Source organism: Halococcus salsus (genome assembly GCF_009900715.1).
GTDB lineage: Archaea > Halobacteriota > Halobacteria > Halobacteriales > Halococcaceae > Halococcus > Halococcus salsus.
This window is the reverse complement of sequence record NZ_JAAAJC010000001.1, coordinates 794392-813343: the sequence shown is the minus strand read 5'-3', so window position 1 is coordinate 813343 and position 18952 is coordinate 794392. Positions and strand designations below refer to the sequence as shown.

Annotated in this window: 21 protein-coding genes and 1 tRNA gene; 13 read left to right on the top strand and 9 right to left on the bottom strand. The window is 68.4% G+C overall.

Features of this window, described 5'->3' with window-relative positions:
• Nucleotides 1-61 precede the first annotated feature (61 nt).
• Nucleotides 62-1399 carry a hydroxymethylglutaryl-CoA synthase gene (gene hmgB, locus GT355_RS04285; RefSeq protein WP_160133480.1) on the top strand — a complete coding sequence of 446 codons (1338 nt, stop codon included), beginning with the start codon at nt 62-64 and terminating at the stop codon, nt 1397-1399.
• Between the two features lie 33 nt (nt 1400-1432).
• Here hmgB and GT355_RS04280 read toward each other — a convergent pair whose 3' ends face one another.
• The 4 genes from GT355_RS04280 to GT355_RS04265 form a co-directional block, all read right to left on the bottom strand.
• Nucleotides 1433-1801 (bottom strand): DUF8097 family protein, encoded by a 369-nt coding sequence (locus tag GT355_RS04280; RefSeq protein ID WP_160133479.1) that lies wholly within the window; start codon nt 1799-1801, stop codon nt 1433-1435.
• 93 nt (nt 1802-1894) lie between these two features.
• On the bottom strand, nt 1895-2638 hold the full coding sequence (locus tag GT355_RS04275; protein WP_160133478.1) for a proteasome assembly chaperone family protein: 744 nt from the start codon (nt 2636-2638) through the stop codon (nt 1895-1897).
• Between the two features lie 71 nt (nt 2639-2709).
• The gene (locus GT355_RS04270) at nt 2710-3420 is read right to left on the bottom strand and encodes a helix-turn-helix domain-containing protein (protein WP_160133477.1); all 711 of its coding nucleotides are present in this window, start codon (nt 3418-3420) and stop codon (nt 2710-2712) included.
• 68 nt (nt 3421-3488) lie between these two features.
• Entirely contained in the window at nt 3489-3896 is a 408-nt protein-coding gene (locus tag GT355_RS04265; protein WP_160133476.1) for a hypothetical protein, read from the bottom strand.
• A gap of 79 nt (nt 3897-3975) precedes the next feature.
• On the opposite strand from GT355_RS04265, the gene GT355_RS04260 reads away from it, so the two are divergent.
• The 3 genes from GT355_RS04260 (at nt 3976) to GT355_RS04250 (ending at nt 6619) form a co-directional block, all read left to right on the top strand.
• The gene (locus GT355_RS04260; protein ID WP_160133475.1) at nt 3976-4470 is read left to right on the top strand and encodes a GNAT family N-acetyltransferase; all 495 of its coding nucleotides are present in this window, start codon (nt 3976-3978) and stop codon (nt 4468-4470) included.
• Between the two features lie 326 nt (nt 4471-4796).
• Nucleotides 4797-5483 (top strand): PHP domain-containing protein, encoded by a 687-nt coding sequence (locus GT355_RS04255; protein ID WP_160133474.1) that lies wholly within the window; start codon nt 4797-4799, stop codon nt 5481-5483.
• An 83-nt stretch (nt 5484-5566) separates the two neighbouring features.
• Nucleotides 5567-6619 carry a phytoene/squalene synthase family protein gene (locus tag GT355_RS04250; protein WP_160133473.1) on the top strand — a complete coding sequence of 351 codons (1053 nt, stop codon included), beginning with the start codon at nt 5567-5569 and terminating at the stop codon, nt 6617-6619.
• Between the two features lie 67 nt (nt 6620-6686).
• On the opposite strand, the gene GT355_RS04245 is transcribed toward GT355_RS04250, so the two are convergent.
• Nucleotides 6687-7172 carry an NUDIX hydrolase gene (locus GT355_RS04245; protein ID WP_160133472.1) on the bottom strand — a complete coding sequence of 162 codons (486 nt, stop codon included), beginning with the start codon at nt 7170-7172 and terminating at the stop codon, nt 6687-6689.
• Between the two features lie 126 nt (nt 7173-7298).
• Between GT355_RS04245 and gatC the strand changes: the two genes are divergently transcribed.
• The 5 genes from gatC (at nt 7299) to GT355_RS04220 (ending at nt 10733) form a co-directional block, all read left to right on the top strand.
• Nucleotides 7299-7577 (top strand): Asp-tRNA(Asn)/Glu-tRNA(Gln) amidotransferase subunit GatC, encoded by a 279-nt coding sequence (gatC, locus tag GT355_RS04240; protein WP_160133471.1) that lies wholly within the window; start codon nt 7299-7301, stop codon nt 7575-7577.
• Nucleotides 7574-8857, top strand: a complete 1284-nt coding sequence (gatA, locus tag GT355_RS04235) for an Asp-tRNA(Asn)/Glu-tRNA(Gln) amidotransferase subunit GatA (RefSeq protein ID WP_160133470.1) — start codon at nt 7574-7576, stop codon at nt 8855-8857. Before gatC ends, gatA begins: the two co-directional genes overlap by 4 nt.
• 102 nt (nt 8858-8959) lie before the next feature.
• Nucleotides 8960-9157, top strand: a complete 198-nt coding sequence (locus GT355_RS04230; protein ID WP_160133469.1) for a hypothetical protein — start codon at nt 8960-8962, stop codon at nt 9155-9157.
• A 440-nt stretch (nt 9158-9597) separates the two neighbouring features.
• A complete protein-coding gene (locus tag GT355_RS04225) occupies nt 9598-9999 on the top strand; it encodes a nascent polypeptide-associated complex protein (protein ID WP_160133468.1) in 402 nt (133 codons plus the stop codon).
• Entirely contained in the window at nt 9996-10733 is a 738-nt protein-coding gene (locus GT355_RS04220; protein ID WP_160133467.1) for a methyltransferase domain-containing protein, read from the top strand. Before GT355_RS04225 ends, GT355_RS04220 begins: the two co-directional genes overlap by 4 nt.
• 2 nt (nt 10734-10735) lie before the next feature.
• Here GT355_RS04220 and GT355_RS04215 read toward each other — a convergent pair whose 3' ends face one another.
• On the bottom strand, nt 10736-11353 hold the full coding sequence (locus GT355_RS04215) for a DUF6517 family protein (RefSeq protein ID WP_160133466.1): 618 nt from the start codon (nt 11351-11353) through the stop codon (nt 10736-10738).
• Between the two features lie 81 nt (nt 11354-11434).
• Nucleotides 11435-12496, bottom strand: a complete 1062-nt coding sequence (locus GT355_RS04210; protein ID WP_160133465.1) for a zinc-dependent alcohol dehydrogenase family protein — start codon at nt 12494-12496, stop codon at nt 11435-11437.
• Between the two features lie 135 nt (nt 12497-12631).
• Here GT355_RS04210 and GT355_RS04205 point away from each other — a divergent pair, with 135 nt between their 5' ends.
• The 4 genes from GT355_RS04205 to GT355_RS04190 are packed head-to-tail and all read left to right on the top strand — an operon-like array spanning nt 12632 to nt 16884.
• Nucleotides 12632-13768: an acyl-CoA dehydrogenase family protein gene (locus GT355_RS04205; protein ID WP_160133464.1), complete on the top strand. Its 1137-nt coding sequence runs from the start codon at nt 12632-12634 to the stop codon at nt 13766-13768.
• Nucleotides 13765-14610 (top strand): alpha/beta fold hydrolase, encoded by an 846-nt coding sequence (locus GT355_RS04200; protein WP_160133463.1) that lies wholly within the window; start codon nt 13765-13767, stop codon nt 14608-14610. Before GT355_RS04205 ends, GT355_RS04200 begins: the two co-directional genes overlap by 4 nt.
• 3 nt (nt 14611-14613) lie before the next feature.
• Nucleotides 14614-15123 (top strand): Lrp/AsnC family transcriptional regulator, encoded by a 510-nt coding sequence (locus tag GT355_RS04195; protein WP_120070375.1) that lies wholly within the window; start codon nt 14614-14616, stop codon nt 15121-15123.
• A gap of 48 nt (nt 15124-15171) precedes the next feature.
• Nucleotides 15172-16884, top strand: coding sequence for a YcaO-like family protein (locus tag GT355_RS04190; protein ID WP_160133462.1), 1713 nt, complete (start codon nt 15172-15174; stop codon nt 16882-16884).
• Nucleotides 16885-17240: 356 nt separating this feature from the next.
• Here the strand turns inward: GT355_RS04190 and GT355_RS04185 are convergent, their stop codons facing one another.
• Together GT355_RS04185 and GT355_RS04180 are read right to left on the bottom strand one after the other, a co-directional pair.
• Complete coding sequence (locus tag GT355_RS04185; RefSeq protein WP_160133461.1) at nt 17241-18383, bottom strand: DUF63 family protein; 1143 nt, start codon at nt 18381-18383, stop codon at nt 17241-17243.
• 392 nt (nt 18384-18775) lie between these two features.
• A tRNA-Leu gene (locus GT355_RS04180) sits at nt 18776-18859 on the bottom strand.
• Nucleotides 18860-18952: the final 93 nt, after the last annotated feature.

Here is an 18952-nt window from a genome sequence, read left to right as displayed (position 1 = left end):
TTCGACGATCGACGATATTCGAATCGACAGAGGCATATGACCGCTCGTCCCACCGGGGTCCATGAACAGCGTCGGCATCGACGCGGTCGCCATCCACGCCGGAAAGCTCAGGCTCGACCTCGCGGAGACGTTCGCCCCCGCGATGGACGAAGCACCCGAGAAGTACACCAAGGGCCTCGGCCTCCACGCGAGTTCGTTCCCCGACGTCGACGAGGACATCGTGACGATGGGGGCGAACGCCGCCCACCGGCTGCTGGACCGGAAAGGGTTGGAACCCGACGACATCGGCCGGATCGACGTCGCGACCGAGAGCGCGTTCGACAACTCCAAACCCGTCTCAACCTACATCGCGGGCTGTCTCGAACAAGTCTACGAGGGCGACTTCCACCACGCAAACAAGGGCGAGCGTAAGTTCGCGTGTATCTCGGGGACCCAGAGCCTCGACGACGCCTACAACTGGATCCGGGCCGGCCGCCACCGCGGCCGCGCGGCGCTCGTTATCGCGACCGACACCGCGCTCTACGCCCGCGGCGACGCCGGCGAGGCCACCCAGGGCGCGGGCGCGGTGGCGATGCTCGTGACCGAGGACCCGAGTCTGGTCGAACTCAGCCCCGAACAGGGCTTCGGGAGCGCCGACGAGACCGACTTCCTCAAACCCAACCAGCAGTTCCCGAGCGTCGACGGCAAACGGTCGGTCCAGGTCTACCTCGCCCGGATGCGCGAGGCGCTGGAGGACTACGAGTCGGTCGCCGAACCCACGCACCCCGACCAGTTCCGCTACATCCCGTTCCACACGCCGTTCCCGGGCATGGTGCGCAAGGCCGCGATGCTCGGCTACCGCCACATGATCCGCGACTCCTCGATCGAGGACGACCTCGCACCCGAGATCGGTCGCCAGCCCCGGATCGAGGCGTTCGACGACGAGGAACAGTTCATGGACGCGGTCCGTGACTACATGGACGACCTGAAGGAGACCGAGGCGTACCGCGAGTGGTACGAGGGGGCCATCGAACCGACCCTCGACATCGCGCGCCACGTCGGGAACTGGTACACCGGTTCTGTGCACGTCGCCCGCGCGAGCGCGCTCAAGCGCGCGCTCGAAGACGACGTCGACATGACGAACGAGAAACTCCTCGTCGGCTCCTACGGCAGCGGCGCGCAGGCCGAGATCCACACCGAGACCGTCCGCGAGGGCTGGGCCGAGGAGATCGGTGCCCTCGACATCGACGACCAGCTCGCGGCGCGCTACGACATCTCCTTCGAGGAGTACGAGCAGGTCCACGACGTCCACAACCACGACAAGGAGACCGACTTCGAGGCGTTCACGACGCCCGACGCCGAGTTCGTCCTGAGCGGGCGCGGCCCGATGGACGAACGGGTCTACGAGTACGTCGAATAGTCGGGATACCGTTCGAGAACTCCGACCGGCTTTTCAGTTCTCGTCGTCGGGAACGGAACCGAGAACGCCATAGCGAAGTCGATAGACGACGCGACCCAACCGCGCCCCAAGCGAGAAGCTCCAGCGCGCCGCCGACCGGCCCTGGGGCAGTCGACGGACGAGCGTGTTCACGCCCCCCTTGACGCCGGCTCGCCGCGTCCGCGACGTCCGGAGGTCGCCGCGGTCGGTGTCGTAAGCCCACGAGTAGCCGACCCGGTAGACGAAGCCGGCGACCAGCCAGCGCGGGTCCGGGAACGTCGACTCCTCCTCGTCCGTCACGAGCCGTCCCCACGCCAGCAACACGGGGAGCGAACAGAGGCTGACGAGGAACTCGAACCGGGCGCGCGTTCGGCGGCTGATCATACTCCTGGTCGGCGGAGCGAAACGATAGTTCTGTCGCCGCTGACACAGGGGCCGATCCGCATCGGCCGTCGGACCGAACCGAACTCGTGCCGGTTAGCCGAACATCCAGTCGGGCGAGTCGTCCGTCTCGGGGGCGAGCTGCTCGGCGAGCCCGGCGTAGTACTGCTGGAGGTTCGCGGCGTACGTCCGGAGCGGGTCGGTGTCGGCCGCGAGGTCGTAGACCGACTCGACCGCCTCCAGCAGCCGTATCGCGGCCTCGATATCGGGGACCTGGGCGTGGACCGGCGTGACGAACACGCCCGTCCGGAGCGGCGACTCCATGCCGCGGGCGACGAGCTTGGCGTTGAGGCCGTTGAAGAAGCCACCGGGCATCGGCGGGATCTCGGTGTCGCCCAATCGATGGTCGCGGTAGTCCTCGGTGGCGACGTAGAACGTCCGGTGTTCGTCGGGGCCGTGCTGGTAGGGGACACCAGAGAGCACCGCGATCTCGTCGACGTCGTTCGCCTCGGTCCAGTCGAGGACGGACTCCGCGACGGCGTCGGTGGCCCACGGCGGCACGAAGAGTTCGTTCATGAACACCGTGATGTCGAGGTCGGGTCTAGAAAACAGCCGCGAGGCGTGGCGCGGCGCGCCGTTCTCGAACGGTGTCACGGCCGGCAGTCCCTCGGTGGTGACGTGGCCGATCTCCTCGAGTTCGAGGTGGTCGACGAGGTAGTCGGCGGCGGTGAGCCCCGCGAGCCCGAACTCCGCGAAACCAACGACGAGCGTCTCGGAGTCGGGCGCTTCCGTGTGACTGATGTCGAAAACGGACCGGTTCTGTCCCTGGGGTACGGCCATGTCCCGGGTTCGTGGGAACCCGGTTTAACGATTCGCCATGCGGGGCACCGATCCGGGATCGGACCGCGAACTCAGGTCATCCCGCCGAGGGCGTCGAGCATCGTTTCGAGGTCGCCGTCGGCCACCGCGAGCGAGAACCCGTCGGCACGCGCGAGCGCCGGGGCGTGCTCCCAGAGGTCCTCGGTGTCGAGGCCGTGGAGCACCACCGCGGTCGGCGTCGGGGTGACGACGCGGAGGGCGACCAGCGCCCCCTCGCCGTTCGAGACCCCGGTGAAGACGAGCGCACGGTTCGTGCTCTGGCCGTAGAGCCGGTAGAACTCCTCGGTGGAGAGCCGCACTATCGCCTCGATCGAGTTGATGACCGTGTGGCCCGCGACGGTGTCGTGCGAGCCCGTGACGACCTCCGTTGCGTCGATGGCGTCGTAGAAGCCGTTGAGCCGCACCGGGGTCGGGTACTCCCGGAGGTCGCGGACGACCTCGCGGTCGAACCCCGCCGAGAGGAGGCGGGCGTACTGACGGAGGTGCTCGCCGCCGCGCGCCTCGTCGATGTCGAGCAGACCGGTCACAATGCGTCTGACGACGCCGATGCCGGGGCTCTGCCGCCGACCGCTCTCGTAGTCGGAGACCACCGAGGCCGAGATGTCGAGTTCGTCGGCGAGCGCCGTCTGGGGTACGTCGAAGTCGGTGCGCCACTTTCGGATCGTCGCGCCGGGGTCGTCGCTCAGCACCACGTCGCCGGCGATCTTGCTCGCGAGCTCCCGGCGCGGGCCGCGGTCGGTCATACCCACCACACCTACGGCCCGAATAAAACCCTACTGGCCTTCGCACGAATCCGGGAGCGGCGGCAGACCTACGCGAACCGGGCTTTCAGTCGGGCGTAGCCGCCACGGTAGACGAGGTGGAAGGCGATGGCGTACGAGACGAGGAGCAAGAACGCCTGAAAGACGACCGACGAGAGACTGTAACTCACCAGGGTCGCGTCCGAAACCCCGAGACCAGTGAAGACGAACGAGGTAGTCACGAGCACCGCGAACGCGACGATGTAGACACAGAGGATGAACAGGAAGAGACGCTGGACCGATAGCGACCGCCGCACGAACACTATCGTCGCCGCGGCGGCGAGAACGATGGCGACTCCGGACGCGAGTAGCCCCGAGAACGGATCCGGCGGGACGGTCAACATCGGAAACGGCTGAACGAGTGCGAACAGCCCGAGAAACACAAGCACGTATCTGGCGAGCACCGAGAGTCGGGACACAGTTCGGCATAACAGGAACTCCGAATAATCCTTCCGGTGGTCTCGGAACGCGTAACTGCGCTCTCGGCCACGGGTCAGCATGGAGACCAGGCGATACGACCCGGCCAAGGATTCGGGGGTACTGTGGGGGCTGAAGGAGCGCTTCGAGCGGGAACTCGGGGGGCTCGGTGGCGACGCGAAGGCCGATAGCTACGACGGCAAGCTCACCGAGGGCTATCGCGAGCGCTACCTCGACTGGGCAGAGTGGTGCATCGAGCAGAACCCCGACTGCATCGCGGTGGCCGACCCGGCGGAGCGGGGGGACGACCTCGCGGGCTACGTCTTCGTGCTCCCCGAGGAGCTCTCGATGATCTGGGATGCTGGGGTGGTGAACGAACTCTACGTCGGCGAGGCTCACCGTGGAACTGGCTTGGTCGACGACCTGCTCGACGCGGCCTTCGCGTGTGTCGAGGCCCAGGACCTCCCGCTCGACCGGGTCGCGCTCGACGTCGACCCCGACAACGGCCCCGCGAACGGGGTCTACCGGCGTCACGGCTTCGAGCCCTGGGGCGAACTCCTGATGCGCGAGTACTGAACCACACGACTCCGAGTACGTTACATCGAGCTGTGACAGGGATAATTCCCAAATCCCGATGCAAACGAGGGACCGCCCCACCACCGCCTCCGCTCCGCATCGGCCACACGCCTCCCCAACCGATTCGCTCCGTTCGCAACCGCTCACTCCGCTCATCCCTCGCACGCCGATTCGCGCTCGGCGCTCACTGTCGTTCGCGCCGACGCGTGCGCGCGCCACAGCGACCGGCGATTGGAACCGAGAGTCGCTCGGTTGAGATCGGATGTACGTCCGGGCGAGCGGTCGAACACCGAGTCCTTTTTGCTCCGTCGCGCAAACCGCTACCCGTGCTGTCGGTCGAGTTACACTGTCACTCCGAGCTGTCGTTCGACGGTCGCGACCCCGTCGACCTCCTCCTGGCCCAGGCCGAAGCAGTCGGGCTGGACGCGCTCGCGATCACCGACCACGACGAGATCGACGCCAGCCTCGCGGCCGCCGACCGGGCCGCCGACTACGGGCTGGTCGGGATCCCCGGTTCGGAGGTCACCTCCGCCGCGGGCCACGTCCTCGCGCTCGGGATCAACGAGCGGGTCCCGGCGGGGCTCTCCTTCGGCGAGACCCTCGCCGCGATCCGCGACCAGGGCGGCATCGCGGTGGTCCCCCATCCCTTCCAGCGCTCGCGCTCCGGGGTCGCGCCCCACATCACGCGCGCCGAGCTCGCCACCGCCGACGCCATCGAGATCTACAACTCGCGACTCCTGACCGGGCGCTCGAACCGCCACGCCGAGCGGTTCGCCCGCGCGAACGACCTCCCGATGACCGCGGGGAGCGACGCCCACATCGCGGAGATGGTCGGTCAGGCCGTGACGAAGGTCGACGCCGCCGAACGAACCGTCTCGGGCGTGCTCGACGGGGTCACGGCCGGACGGACCGAGGTCATCGGCAAACGGACCCCGTGGCGGATCAGCCTCCGGCAGGCGAGCGGCGGGGTCAAACGCCGGATCCGGAGCCGGGTCACGGGTCTCTTCGGGTAGGCCGGACGAGATCCGAAATCGATGTGCGCTGACCGACGGTTTTGTGAGGGCTTTTGTGACGTGATCCCGAAGGGAGGGTGAGAATGACCTCCACCGCCAGCGAGCCGACCGACGCCGACGACCGACGGTGGTGCCACGACGCGCTGCAGGGCACCTCCCGGACGTTCGCACTCACGGTTTCGGCGCTCGACGAACCGATGGCGACCGAGGTCTGCGTGAGCTACCTCCTCTGTCGGGTCGCCGACACCGTCGAGGACGCCGGTCACATCCCGGACGAGGACCAGGCCGAACTGCTCTCGACCTACAGCCGCGCGCTCGACCCCGACGACGCCACCGAGATCGAGGCGTTCGTGGCGGCCGTCGAACCGTGGCTTCCGGCCGACCTCGACGACGACTGGACGGTGGTCGCCCGAGCCGACCGCGTCGGCAGGACCTTCGACGGCCTCGACCCGACGGCGAAGGCGGCGGTCCGCGACCCGATCCGCGAACTCGTCGACGGGATGGCGATGTTCGTCGAGCGCCACACCGAGACGGGCGGCATCCGCATCGAGAGCCTCGACGAACTCGAGGAGTACTGCTGGTACGTCGCGGGCACCGTCGGCACCCTCGTGACCAACCTCCTCGCGCGCGACGCCCCACCCGAGCGGGTCCGCCACCTCCGCGAACACGACCGCGCGTTCGGCCTCCTCCTTCAACTCGTGAACGTCGCGAAGGACGTCACCGACGACTACTACGAGGAGAACAACGTCTACCTCCCGGCGGCGTGGCTCCGCGAGCACGACGTCGACCAGGAGCGAGTCTGTGCCGACGAGAACGTCCCGGCCGTCGCGTCCGTCGTTCGCCGCGTCGCCGAGCACGCCACGGGCTATCTCGACGGCGCGCGGACCTACCTCGAAGCCACACCCGAGACCAGCGGCAACACCCTCGCGGCGTGGGCGGTCCCCTACCTCCTCGCGGTCGGCACGCTCCGGGAACTCACCGACCGACCCGAGGACGTGATCCGCGAGGGCGGCGTGAAGGTCTCCCAGGCCGAAGTGTTCGCGATCGTCGAGCAGTTCGCCGAGGGCGTCGACCGCGAAGCCCTCTCGGCGCTCTCCGCGACGGTGGCCAGACAACCCTTCCACCGGGCCGGATAGCCCGCTTCGGGGACGAGACGGACGTCGCAGTTCGGCGGTCTAGCCGCCGTCGCTCCCGCCGGCGTGCTCAATCGGCGCGCTCAGCCGCCGCGAGCGCTTCCTTCGCGATCCGGACCGTATCACGTCCCAGCGAGTCGCTACCTGCTTCCGCATCGAGATCCGTGGAGGTGTACCAGTCCCACGCCTCGGGGCCCGGTTCGTCGTCACCGGCGGGGGCGATCTCGCGGTGGGGAGCCCGCGCGAAGTAGACCTGATCGATGTGCTGGTGATAGACGCCCTCGGGACCCACGTCGATGTCGTAGCACAGCTGGTAGCGTGGCGTCGGGAGCGCGCGACCGTCCGGGGCGTCGACCGCGGGGGCGTCGCCGAGCAGGTCGACCTTGTACCCCGTCTCCTCGCGAACCTCGCGGACCGCGGTCTCGTGCGGGAGTTCGTCGCGGTCGACGTGGCCGCCGGGCGGGATCCGAATGCCGAGTTTGGGGTGGTGGTGAAGCGCGACCGCGCCGTCGTTGACGAGGTACACGGTGGCGGTGAAGTGCCGAGTCGTCTCCATACGAGAGCGGCGAGCGGTCGGGGTTTCGAGCTTCCGGTCCCGGAGAGTTGTCGGGAAGGGGACGTGGCATCCCCGTGTTGGTCGGACATTCGAAACGCTTAGTGGTCGTGCTCGCCGTCGTCGGATATGAGCGAAACGGCGGTCGACCCCGAGACGGTCGAGCACGTCGCCGAGCTCGCGCGGGTGGACCTCACGCCCGACGAGCGCGAGCGGTTCGCGGCGCAGTTCGCCGAGATCCTCGACTCCTTCGCGGCGCTCGACGAGGTGCCCGCGGTCGAGGCCGAGCCCGACCTCGTGAACGTCCTCCGGACCGACGAGGTACGGGAGGGGTTGTCCCAGGCGGACGCCCTCAGCAACGCATCGGCGACCGAGAACGGCTACTTCGAGGGGCCGCCGGTCGGATGAGCCACGACGCGTTCATCAGCCGCGAGACGATCGAAGCCGTGGAGTCCGGCGTGCTCGACGGCCAACGGGTCGCGGTGAAGGACAACATCAGCACGCAAGGGGTCGAGACCACGTGCGGCTCGGCGATGCTCGCCGACTACGTGCCGCCCTACGACGCCACCGTCGTCGAGCGGCTGAAGGGATCGGGGGCGACCATCGTCGGCAAGACCAACATGGACGAGTTCGGAATGGGCACCACCACGGAGACCTCCCACTTCGGGCCGACGACGAATCCCGTCGACGAGGAGCGCGTTCCCGGTGGGTCCTCGGGCGGGAGCGCCGCGGCGGTGGCGGCGGGCGAGGCCGACCTCGCGCTCGGTTCGGACACTGGAGGATCGGTACGCTGTCCGGCGGCGTTCTGCGGCGTCGTCGGGATCAAACCCACCTACGGGTTGGTCTCGCGCTACGGGCTGGTCGCCTACGCCAATAGTTTGGAGCAGATCGGGCCGCTCGCGCCCACAGTCGAGGAAGCCGCCGAACTCCTCGACGTGGTCGCGGGGCCGGACGAGCACGACGCGACGACGCGAAAGCAGGAGAGGGATGTCGACTACGCGGCGGCCGCCGACGGCGACGTCGACGGGATGACGATCGGGGTGCTCTCGGAGCTCGTCTCGGGAGCCGACGAGGGCGTGACCGCGGCCTTCGAGGGGACCATCGCGGACCTCGAAGCCCAGGGAGCCGAGGTTCGCGAGGTGAGCCTCGATTCGCTCGCCCACGCCGTCCAGGCCTACTACGTCATCGCGATGTCGGAGGCCTCCTCGAACCTCGCGCGGTTCGACGGGGTTCGGTACGGGGTCTCGGGTGCGTCGGACGAGGGCGACTACGACGGGAACTGGAACGACGCGTTCGCTCGCTCGCGCGAGGCGGGCTTCGGGTCAGAAGTGAAGCGCCGGGTCCTCCTCGGAACCTACGCGCTCTCGGCGGGGTATCACGACAAGTACTACAAGAAAGCCCAGGACGCCCGCGCGTGGATCAAGCGGGACTTCGACGACGTGCTCGCCGAGGCGGACGTGCTGGCCTCGCCGACGATGCCCGTCCTGCCCCCAAAACTCGGCGAGAGCCTCGACGACCCGCTCCAGCTCTACCTCATGGACGCCAACACGGTGCCGGTGAACCTCGCGGACCTCCCCGCGATATCGGTGCCCGCGGGCACGGCGGACGGCCTGCCGGTCGGCGCGCAGTTCGTCGGCCCGGCCTTCGGCGAGGAGAGCATCATCCGGGCGGCGAGCGCGGTCGAGTAGCTGGTCTAAGGCGGTTCTGTTCGAACGGTAGCGGGGATCCCTGTGCTATTCTGGTGGCAGGAAATGGTTATTTACACGCAAGTGATGAGTGGTGGATGAAAGATGGATCCGAAGGAGAAGCGTGAGGTGTACGAGGTAGCGCGTCGGGCGGTGCGTGACGAGGTGCGTGCGATGATCTCGGATCTCGTGGCGATGGCGATCGGGAGCGCGCTGTTGGGTCTCGGGATGGTCGCCATTACGTGGCGCTGGGACCGCTGGCTCCGACGGCATCTCCCGGTCGGAAACACGACCCAGCGGTAGGATTCGCGGGTGCTCGGCTGTCGCCGAGCGGCCGCGGTGCGGTCGGCGGTTGCGGTGCGATTGGCGATTGTGGGGCGGTCCTGGTGTCTCGGCGAGCGGGAGCGAGCCGAGGCTCAGGAGAGCTGTGCTCTCCTGGTGGATGAAGGGCGAGCGCCCGGAGGGCGCGAGGGCTTCGGCGGTGCGGTGCTGTGCGGTGCGGAGGGAGGGCGTTAGGAATTGTACCGCGAACGAGCGAAGCGAGTGAGCGAGCGCGAGGGTGACCGGAGGGAACCCGACGCGCTTTTGATCCACATTTTGCCAGGGAGCGAGCGGTGCGAGGTTCGACCGAAGGGAGAACCTCGGATGCGAACGAGGAACGAAGTGACTCGTGAGCGAAGTGAGCGACCGCAGCAAAAGGTGGGTCCGGAAGGAACAAGTCGCTGGCTTCGTTCTGTCGAACCATGTTCGGAGGAGGCGGCGGCATGAATCCGCGGAAGCTCCAGCAGATGATGAAACAGATGGGGATCGACATCGAGGAGATCGATGCCGAGGAGATCGTGATCCGGACCCCCGACGAGGAACTCGTCTTCACGGACGCCGAGGTCCAGCGGATGGACGCCCAGGGCCAGGCGACCTACACCATCACCGGCGAGCCCGAGAGCCGCGCGGCGGGCGACACCGTCGAGGCGACCCCGCTCGACGACGGGAGCGAGTCGGCCGATTCCGGTGGGGATGCCGGCGGCATTCCGGACGCCGACGTCGAGATCGTCGCCCAGCGCACCGGCGCGACCGAGGAGACCGCGCGCGAAGCCCTCGAAGCCGAGGACGGCGACCTCGCGGCGGCGGTCTCGCGGCTGGAGTGACCGCCGTCCTGTTGGTCGGCGAGGGTCGTGAGTACCTCCGTGAGCCGGGCGAGCGCCTCGAAACCGACCTCGGCTATCTCGACGTTCCCGACGACATCGAGACGGGGGACACCGTCGAGACCCACCTCGGAACCGAGTTTCGGGTGCGTGGACTCCGGGGGCCCGACCTCTTCGAGCACTTCGAGCGCACCGGCGCGCCGATGCTCCCTCGGGATATCGGCCTGCTGATGGGCCACACCGGCGTTTCAGCGAGCGACCGAGTGCTCGATATCGGCACCGGTACCGGCGTGCTCGCGGCCTGTCTCGGGCGCACGGGGGCCTCGGTCGTGAGCTACGAGCGCGACCCCGAGTTCGCCGAGGTCGCGCGCGAGAACATGGCACTCGCGGGTGTCGACGGGCGCGAAAACGAGTACGGCACCGTCGAGGTCAGAACCGGCGACGGGCTCGACGACCTCGATACACACTCGGAGTTCGACCTCGTGACGCTCGACACCGGCGACGCACCGGCGATCGTCGAACACGCGCCCGACCTGCTGGTTCCCGGGGGATTCCTGGCGGTCTACTCGCCGTTCATCGAGAGCGTTCGCGAGACCGTCGAGACGGCGCGCGAGGTGGGGCTCGACCCCGAAACCTACGAGACGATCCAGCGTGAGATGGATATCGGCGAGCGCGGCACGCGCCCCTCGACCGCCGGCGTCGGCCACACCGGCTATCTCGTTTTCGCGCGGGCGTAGCGCTACTCGACCGCTCTTATCAGGTCGAGGAGGTCACCGCGGTACTCGCGCGGGTCGCTGGGGGCGTCTTCCCCGACTGCCGTGAGCAGTTCCGCGAAGCCCCGTGTCGGATACGCGCCACCGGCGAGGCGAAAGGTCCCCTTTCGAACCCAGACCCCGAGCCAGCCCTCGATGTCGACGTCGAATCCGTCACCCCACGCGACCGCGTAGCGCGCGGTGTACTTCGTGAGCCGGAGGCGCTCGCCCGACCGCGCCCGGGCTCGTTGGGTTCGGCCACGGTCCACGTTTCGAAATCCGCGCTTCCGGAGGTCGCCAGCGAACGTGCGCCGTGCCTCGGTCGTGACCGTCGGCAGGATGGCTGCGGGACCGATACCGGGCGCGAGCGGCGGTCGGAAGGCGAGTCGGGTGGCGAAGAAGAACCGCCACGGGAGGTCGAGGTCACCGTCGGTCGCCGCTCGGACCCGACTCCGGAGGTCGGTGTCCTCGTAGAGCATCGTCTCACCGGTGACCTGCATCGTCGGCAGGCTGAACAGCGTCTCGGTGGTTGTTTCCGTGCGTTCCCAGCCGCCGGCGTCGAGGCGTTTGGTCGGCGGGTCCAGCGTTCCGTCACGGTCACTCATAGCGGGAGTCGGTTCCCGGTGGAGATGAGTCATCGCCCTCCGCGACCGGATCGCCGGTGTGGCTCGGTGCCACAGGGGTCCTCAGAAACTGTCGATGACCGGGATGCCCATCGTTCCGAAGTCGCTCATCGCCGCCAGCCGGTCGGAGACGTCGTCGAGCGTCACGGTCTCGGAGACCACCGCACTCGGGTCGAGTTTGCCGTCGCCGACCATCCGGAAGATCTCGTCGTAGTCCGTCGGCGGCATTCCGAGCGAGCCGATGAACTCGATCTCCTGCATCACCATCAGGTCCGTCGGGAGCGAAACCTCGCCACCCTCGTCCTGGGTCGAGAGTCCGACCTGGATGTGCTGGCCGTGGGTCGCGAGGCTCATCACGGAGTTCCGGCAGGTGGTCGCGATCCCGAGCGCGTCGACCGAGACCGCCGCGCCGCCGTTCGTGATGGCCTTGACCTCGCCCGGGACGTCCTCGACCTCGCTCGCGTTCACCGTCTCGCTCGCGCCGAGTTCGTTGGCCTTGTCGAGTTTGCCGTCCTCGAGGTCGACCGCGACCACGTTGCCGCCGAGCGCGCTCGCGATGTGGACCGCCGAGAGCCCGACGCCGCCACAGCCGTGGACCGCGACCCAGTCGCCGCCGCCGACGTCGGCCCGGTGGGCGAGCGCGTGGAACGAGGTCATGAACCGGCAGCCGAGCCCCGCCATGTCGACCGGTGAGACGCCGTCGGGGAGCGAGACGGCGTTCTGGTCCGCGACGGGCACCCGGAGCTGTTCGGCGAACGCACCCGGGACGGACTCGACGAATCCCAGTGGTCGAACGTTCTCGCAGACGTTGCCGTGGCCGGTGCGACACTGCGGGCAGGTCCCGTCGCCGAGGTTGAACGGGACGGTGACTGAATCGCCCTCGGCGACGTTCTCGACGTCGTCGCCGACCGCGACCACCCGGCCCGCGGGTTCGTGACCGAGGATCTGCCCTGGCTGGGGCTGGATACCGAGCCAGTCCCAGTCGCCCTGCCAGCCGTGCCAGTCGCTTCGGCAGATGCCACAGGCTTCGAGTTCCACCACCGCCCCCTCCGGTCCCGGATCCGGCGCGTCTACGTCACGGATGTCGAGCGGTTCGCCGTAGTCTTCGAGGACAGCTGCTCGCATGATGTGTGGCCTTCACGCCCTACGTTCATAATCGTTCTGTACAGATCAGTCGATCGCGGACGTTTTCCCGGCCTCGAGTTACCGTCGTTCATCTACGGCAGGAAGATACTTTTCGCTGGAAGCCTATCGCCACGCATGGCGTTCCAGCTATCGGGCGAGCACGAGGCGATCCGGAAGGCGGTCCGGGAGTTCGCCGAGGAGGAGATCGTCCCCGTCGCGCGCGAACACGACGAGTCCGGCGAGTACCCCGAGGAGCTCCGGCGCGAGGCCGCGAAGTACGACTTCGTCGCGCCGAACATCCCCGAGGAGTACGGGGGAGCCGGGATGGACAAGCTCTCGACCACCCTCGTCACCGAGGAGCTCTGGCGCGCCGACCCCGGCATCGGGAGTGCAGTGGGCTCGGCGGGCTTCGGGAGCGACATGATCATCGAGTACGGCGACGAGTGGATGAAGGAGGAGTGGCTCCCGCGGATCGCGGGGGGTGACTCGGCCTCCGCGAGCGCGATCTCCGAGCCGGCCCACGGCTCGAACGTCGCGGGGATGGAGACCACCGCCGAGAAGGAGGGCGACGAGTGGGTCATCGACGGCAACAAGATGTGGATCACGAACGGCTCGGTGGCCGACGTCGCCGTGGTGATGGCGAAGACCGACCCCGGCGCGGGCCATCGGGGGATCACGGCGTTCCTCGTCCCCACCGAGACGGACGGCTTCACCCCCGAGAAGATCACCAACAAGCTCGGGATCCGGGCCTCTGACCTCGCGGAGGTCCGCCTCGAAGGGGTTCGGGTCCCGGAGGCGAACGTCATCGGCGAGGTCGACGAGGGCTTCTACCAGCTGATGGAGTTCTTCGCCTCCGGGCGCACCAGCGTGGCGGCGCAGGCGGTCGGTGCGGGGCAGGGCGCGCTCGACGCCGCTCGTGAGTACGCGACCGAGCGCGAGCAGTTCGACCAACCGATCAGTGAATTTCAGGCCATCCAGCACAAGCTCGCCGAGATGGCGACGGACGTCGAGGCCGCGCGGTCGCTGACCTACCGCGCCGCGAGCGCGGTCGGCGACGGGTCGGACGAGGCGGTCCGTTTCGCGAGCATGGCCAAGCTCTTCGCGAGCGAGCACGCCGTCGACGTCGCCGACGAGGCGCTCCAGGTCTTCGGCGGCGCGGGCTACGTCTCCGACCACCCCGCCGAACGCTACTACCGCGACGCCCGGATCACCAAGATCTACGAGGGGACCTCCGAGATCCAGAAGAACATCATCGCCGACCGGATACTATGAACCACGAGGACTGGGCGGCCGAACAGGAGACGACGACCGTGACCGTCGACGGCCACGACCTCTCGGTGGCCTACCGGGACGACGGCCCGGAATCGGGTGCCGCCGACGACCCGCCGGTCGTCTTCCTCCACGGGATCCCGACCTGGTCGTTCCTCTGGCGTAACGTCGCGCCCGCGGTCGCGGAGGATCGTCGGGTGGTCGTCCCCGATCTCCTGGGGTACGGCAACTCCGCGATGGCCGACGGGTTCGACCGGTCGATACGGGCCCAGGAGGCGATGCTCGACGAACTACTCTCCGCCCTCGGTCTCGACAGGGTCTCACTGGTCGCCCACGACATCGGCGGCGGGGTCGCGCTCCGGTACGCCGCCCACCATCCCGATAGGGTGGACGAACTCGTCGTCTCGAACGCGGTCTGTTACGACTCTTGGCCGGTCGAGTTCATCTCGAATCTCGGATTGCCGAAGACGACCGAGATGGCGTTCGACGAGCTCGAAGACCACGTCGGCTCGGTGTTCTCGCAGGGAACCTACGGCGAGGCGGACCCCGAGTTCGTCGAGGGGATGCTCGCCCCGTGGCTCTCAGAAGAAGGACGGACCTCGCTCGCACGGTGTGCGGTGGCGACCAACACCAACCACACGACCGAGATCGAGTATGGGGAGATCTCGGCGGACGTGTTCTGTCTCTGGGGCGCGGACGACGTCCTTCAGTCGGTGGCGTACGCCGAGCGGCTCGCCGACGACACGGGTGGGGAGGTGACCGCGCTCGACGAGGGCTACCACTGGGTGATGGAGGACCGGACCGATGGCTATATGACGGCGCTCCGGGAGTTCCTCGATAGGTAATCGATGAGCGACGACACCCCGGAATGGGAGTTCTCCGAGCGCGACGTCACGATCCTGCGCGAGCTCGCCCGGGACCCGCAGGTCTCCTCGCGCCAGCTCACCGGCGTGCTCGCCGAGAAGTACGACATCGACGTCTCACACGTCACCGTGAGCGAGTCGATCCGCCGGATGCGCGAGGCGGGCGTCTTCCGTGAGGCGATCATCCCGAACGAGGAGTTCTTCATCTTCGGGCTGTTCGAGTTCAAGTTCAACGGCGAGCGGTTCGCCGAGGGCTGGCGGCCCGCGATGGAGTACATCCGCGACTCGCCGAACACGCTGTTCTACTTCCTCTCGGACGGCGAGTACCAGTGGAAGACGGTGATGATGTTCCCGAGCCGCGAGGCCGAATCCCGGTGGATCCACGAGTTCTACAAGGCCCACGGCGGCGTGGTCTCGAACATCCGGAACTCGGTGGTGACGAACGTCCTGAAGTTCGGCACCGACCCCGAACTCCTCGAAAGCCTCGGGGAGTGACCGGGTGCGAATAGCGGGACCTTTTGCGACGGGGCGTGTGGCCCGGGTATGAACGTCGGAATCGTCGGGTCGGGCCCCGCGACGGACGCGGTCCGGGCGGCGCTCGGCGACGCGGCGACTGTCGAGGAAACCGAGGCGAGCGACATCGACGGGGTCGACCTCGCCGTGGTCGCGGACACCGCGGGCGCGGCGGCCTTCAGCGAGGCGAACGCGGTCGCGCTGGCGAACGAAACCCCGTGGCTCGCGGTCGAGCTGGGTGGGCTCGCCGGTCGCGGGGTGTGTACGGCCGCGGTCTCCGGCTTCGCCCCCGGTACGGCCTGCTATACCTGTCTGTGTACCCGCGTCGAGGCGAACATCGAGGAGACGGCGGGCGACCCCGACGAGGTCGACGACGCGACCGCGTGGCTCGCGGGCGCGCGGGCGGGCTACGAGGCGCGCCGGCTCGTCGAGGGTGAGGAGTCGACGGTGCTCGGCGGAGTGATCGAGGTCCCTCACGCCGAACGTCGGCTGCTGGCGGTGCCGAACTGCGAGTGCGAGCCCGACGACGATCGACGGACGACGCTCCGTCGCGACCACGAGAAGCGCGACCTCGATGCAACACTCGGGCGTGCCGAGCAGGCGCTCGACCGGCGGACGGGGATCGTCCGCGAGGTCGGCGAGGTCGCGTCGTTCCCCGCGCCGTACTACCTCGCGCGGGCCGGCGAGACGGCAGGCTTCAGCGAGGCGAGCGCAGCGAGCGAGGCCGCCGGGGTCGCGGTCGGCTGGGACGAGGCGCTGATGAAGGCGCTCGGCGAGGCGCTCGAACGCTACAGCGCCGGGGTCTACCGGGACTCGTTGTTCGTTCGGGGCGCACCCGAGGCGGTGGAGAACTCGGTGTCGCCGTCGTCGTTCGTCCTCCCCGAGGGGATCGACGCCGATCCCGACGACTCGGTCCCGTGGGTCGAGGGCGAGCACCTCACGACCGGTGATCCTGTTCAACTACCGGCGGAGTTCGTGACCTTCCCGCCGCCCGAACGCCGTCACGGCCCGTCGATCACCACGGGTCTGGGGCTCGGGAGTTCGGGTGCGGAGGCGCTGTGCTCGGGGCTCTACGAGGTGATCGAGCGCGACGCCGCGATGATGTCGTGGTACTCGTCGTTCGAGCCGCTCGGGTTGGCCGTCGACGCCGAGCCGTTCACGACCCTGGCCCAACGGGCGCGCTCAGAGGACCTGACGGTGCGCGCGGCGCTGATCACCCAGGACGTCGACGTGCCGGTGGTGGCGGTCGGGGTTGGACGTGGCGAGTGGCCCCAGCTCGCGGTCGGGTCGGCGGCGGACTTCGACCCCGAGGCGGCGGCGGGGGCGGCGCTCGCGGAGGCGCTCCAGAACTGGATGGAGCTTCGCGCGATGGGGCCCGAGGAGGCCGATGCGGCGGGGGGTGCGGTCGGGCGCTATGCCGCCGAACCCGGTGAGGCGGCGGCCTTCTTCGACGTCGACGGTCGGATCCCGGCGGCGAGCGCCGGTCCCGAGACGGTGCCCGAAGGGGAGGACGAACTCACACTGCTGCTCGACCGGATCGAAGACGCGGGCCTCGACGCCTACGCCGCACGGCTCACCCCGAGGGACGTCGAATCGCTCGGCTTCGAGGCGGTGCGGGTGCTGGTGCCGGACGCCCAGCCGCTGTTCACCGACGAGCCGTACTTCGGCGAGCGGGCCCGCGAGGTTCCCGCGGCGTTGGGATTCGAAGCGGACCTCGACCGGGCGTTCCACCCGTATCCGTAGCACTCGGCCGTGCGCCGGCTGCGGTGCGGTCAGCGGTCGCGGCGCGGCGGCGCTGGCGGCGCGGCCGCGGGGCGGTTGTGGTGCTCTCCTGGCGGATGAAGGGCGAGGGCCGTAGGCCCGAGGGCTTCGGCGGTGCTGTGCGGTTGTGGCAGTGATTAGTGGTTGCACCACGAGCGAACGAAGTGAGCGAGCGGGCCAAGGAGCCCCCGGAGCGAAGCGGAGGGGGTGACGCAGGCTTTTGATCCACATTTTGCCAGGGAGCGAGCGAAGCGAGCGACCGTGGTTCGAGACGGCGAAGCCGTCTCGTCATCACGGAAGGCGCAAAGCGCCTTCCGAACGACAGCAAAAGGTGGGTTCTAGATCCCAAAGGTCGCCCGGAGCATATCTCTCGTCCCGGGTCCGAGCCCGACGACGATGATGGCGAGCATCAGGAGGTAGGCGTAGCGCGGGCTGTCCTCGAAGATGGACTCCTCGAACAGCCAGATCACGCCGACCGAGAGTGCGATCTTCACGACGAGGAACGGCCAGGAGTCGCCGATGACCAGGATGACGGAGTGGGGAACGACGAGTTCGGTGAAGCCCACGATGAGTTCGTTCACGGGGTGTTTCGCGGTGTACTCGAACGGGAGGCCGATGGCGTTCCACCAGTCGGAGGCGATGACGTTCGCGACGCCGTCGATGCCCTGGGCCCAGAGGATCGCGAGGCCGATGGTGCCCGTGCCGGCGTTGAGCGCGGGCGCGAGGCGGTCGATGGCGAGGTAGACCCCAACGGCGATGGCCGAGGCGATCCCGATGGTCGCGACCAGCATCTGGGGGTAGAAGCCCAGGTACTCGGTCGTCGCCGCGAGGTAGCCGAGATAGCCGACGGTGACCGCGAGCGCGAGGGTCCCGAAGCCCGCGAGCGCGTCCTCGTACCGCCCGACGATGCCGCGGCGCGCGAGCCAGAGACTGACGAGCAGCGCGACGAGGGTGACGAGGAAGACGGTGACGTAGATCACCGGGCTGATGATCAGGGCGCTGGCGGGGTAGTCGATCCCGGTGGCCACGCTCGCGGGCACGACGTCGGCGGCGTCCTCGACGGTTCGGAGCGCGCCGCCGAAGAGGACGAACGGGATCAGCGCGAACACGACCCGTCGGTCGGTGCCGATGCCGAGCCGGCGCACGAGCAGGAGCACCCCGGCGAGCATGAACAGGAGGACGAGCGCGTAGCCGGCCTCCGAGACGAAGGTGTAGCCGGGTTCGGCGACGGTGAACCCCCGACTGACCGCGACCTGGCAGGCGTCCGCGGTCCCGAGCCGCTCGACCATCCCGTTCGCCCGGATCGCACAGACCGCGTTGTGGGCGTCGGCGTCGATGGGACCCCAGAAGTACCGCCAGACGAAGTTCGTGTAGACGGCTTTCGGGAACGCGACCGACGCGCCCGCGATGGCCACCACGCCGACGACCGCCGCCGCGAGCCACGTTCTGACGGGATCCGTTCGGTCAGCGATGGCGGCCATGAACGTCCGTAGCTCACGAACGCCGCGTCTTTAGTCCGTCGAATCCCCGCCACGCGCTCGGGTTTCGGGCCGGTCGCGCCGCTCCGGCTCGATGTGGAGTTTGCGAGGGCAAGACGCTCCATCTTGCCCGCACTTTTGCACCGGGTGGCGCAGGTGCCAGCCGGCACGCAGTGCGAGGGACAGGATTTGAACCCGTGGACCACGAGAAGACGGTTCCGCTCACTTCGTTCGCGGACTGCGACTTCCCTGCCTCCGCTCGCTTCGCTCGCGGAGACTCTACAGGAGCGGAGCTCGAATCCGCCGCTCCGCTATCGTGTCTCTCCGTGATTTGACAATGTTGCGAGGGCAAGACGCTCCATCTTGCCCGCACTTTCGCGCCGGATGGCGCGCAGTGCGAGGGACAGGATTTGAACCCGTGGACCTCTACAGGAGCGGAGCTTGAATCCGCCGCCGTTTCCAGACTTGGCTACCCTCGCACGCAGTGTCGAGTCGACCGGGATCCGGGTAAAACGTTGCGATCACTCGCCTCGGTCGGTGGTTCGTATCCGTATCGCGTCACTCAATAAGGT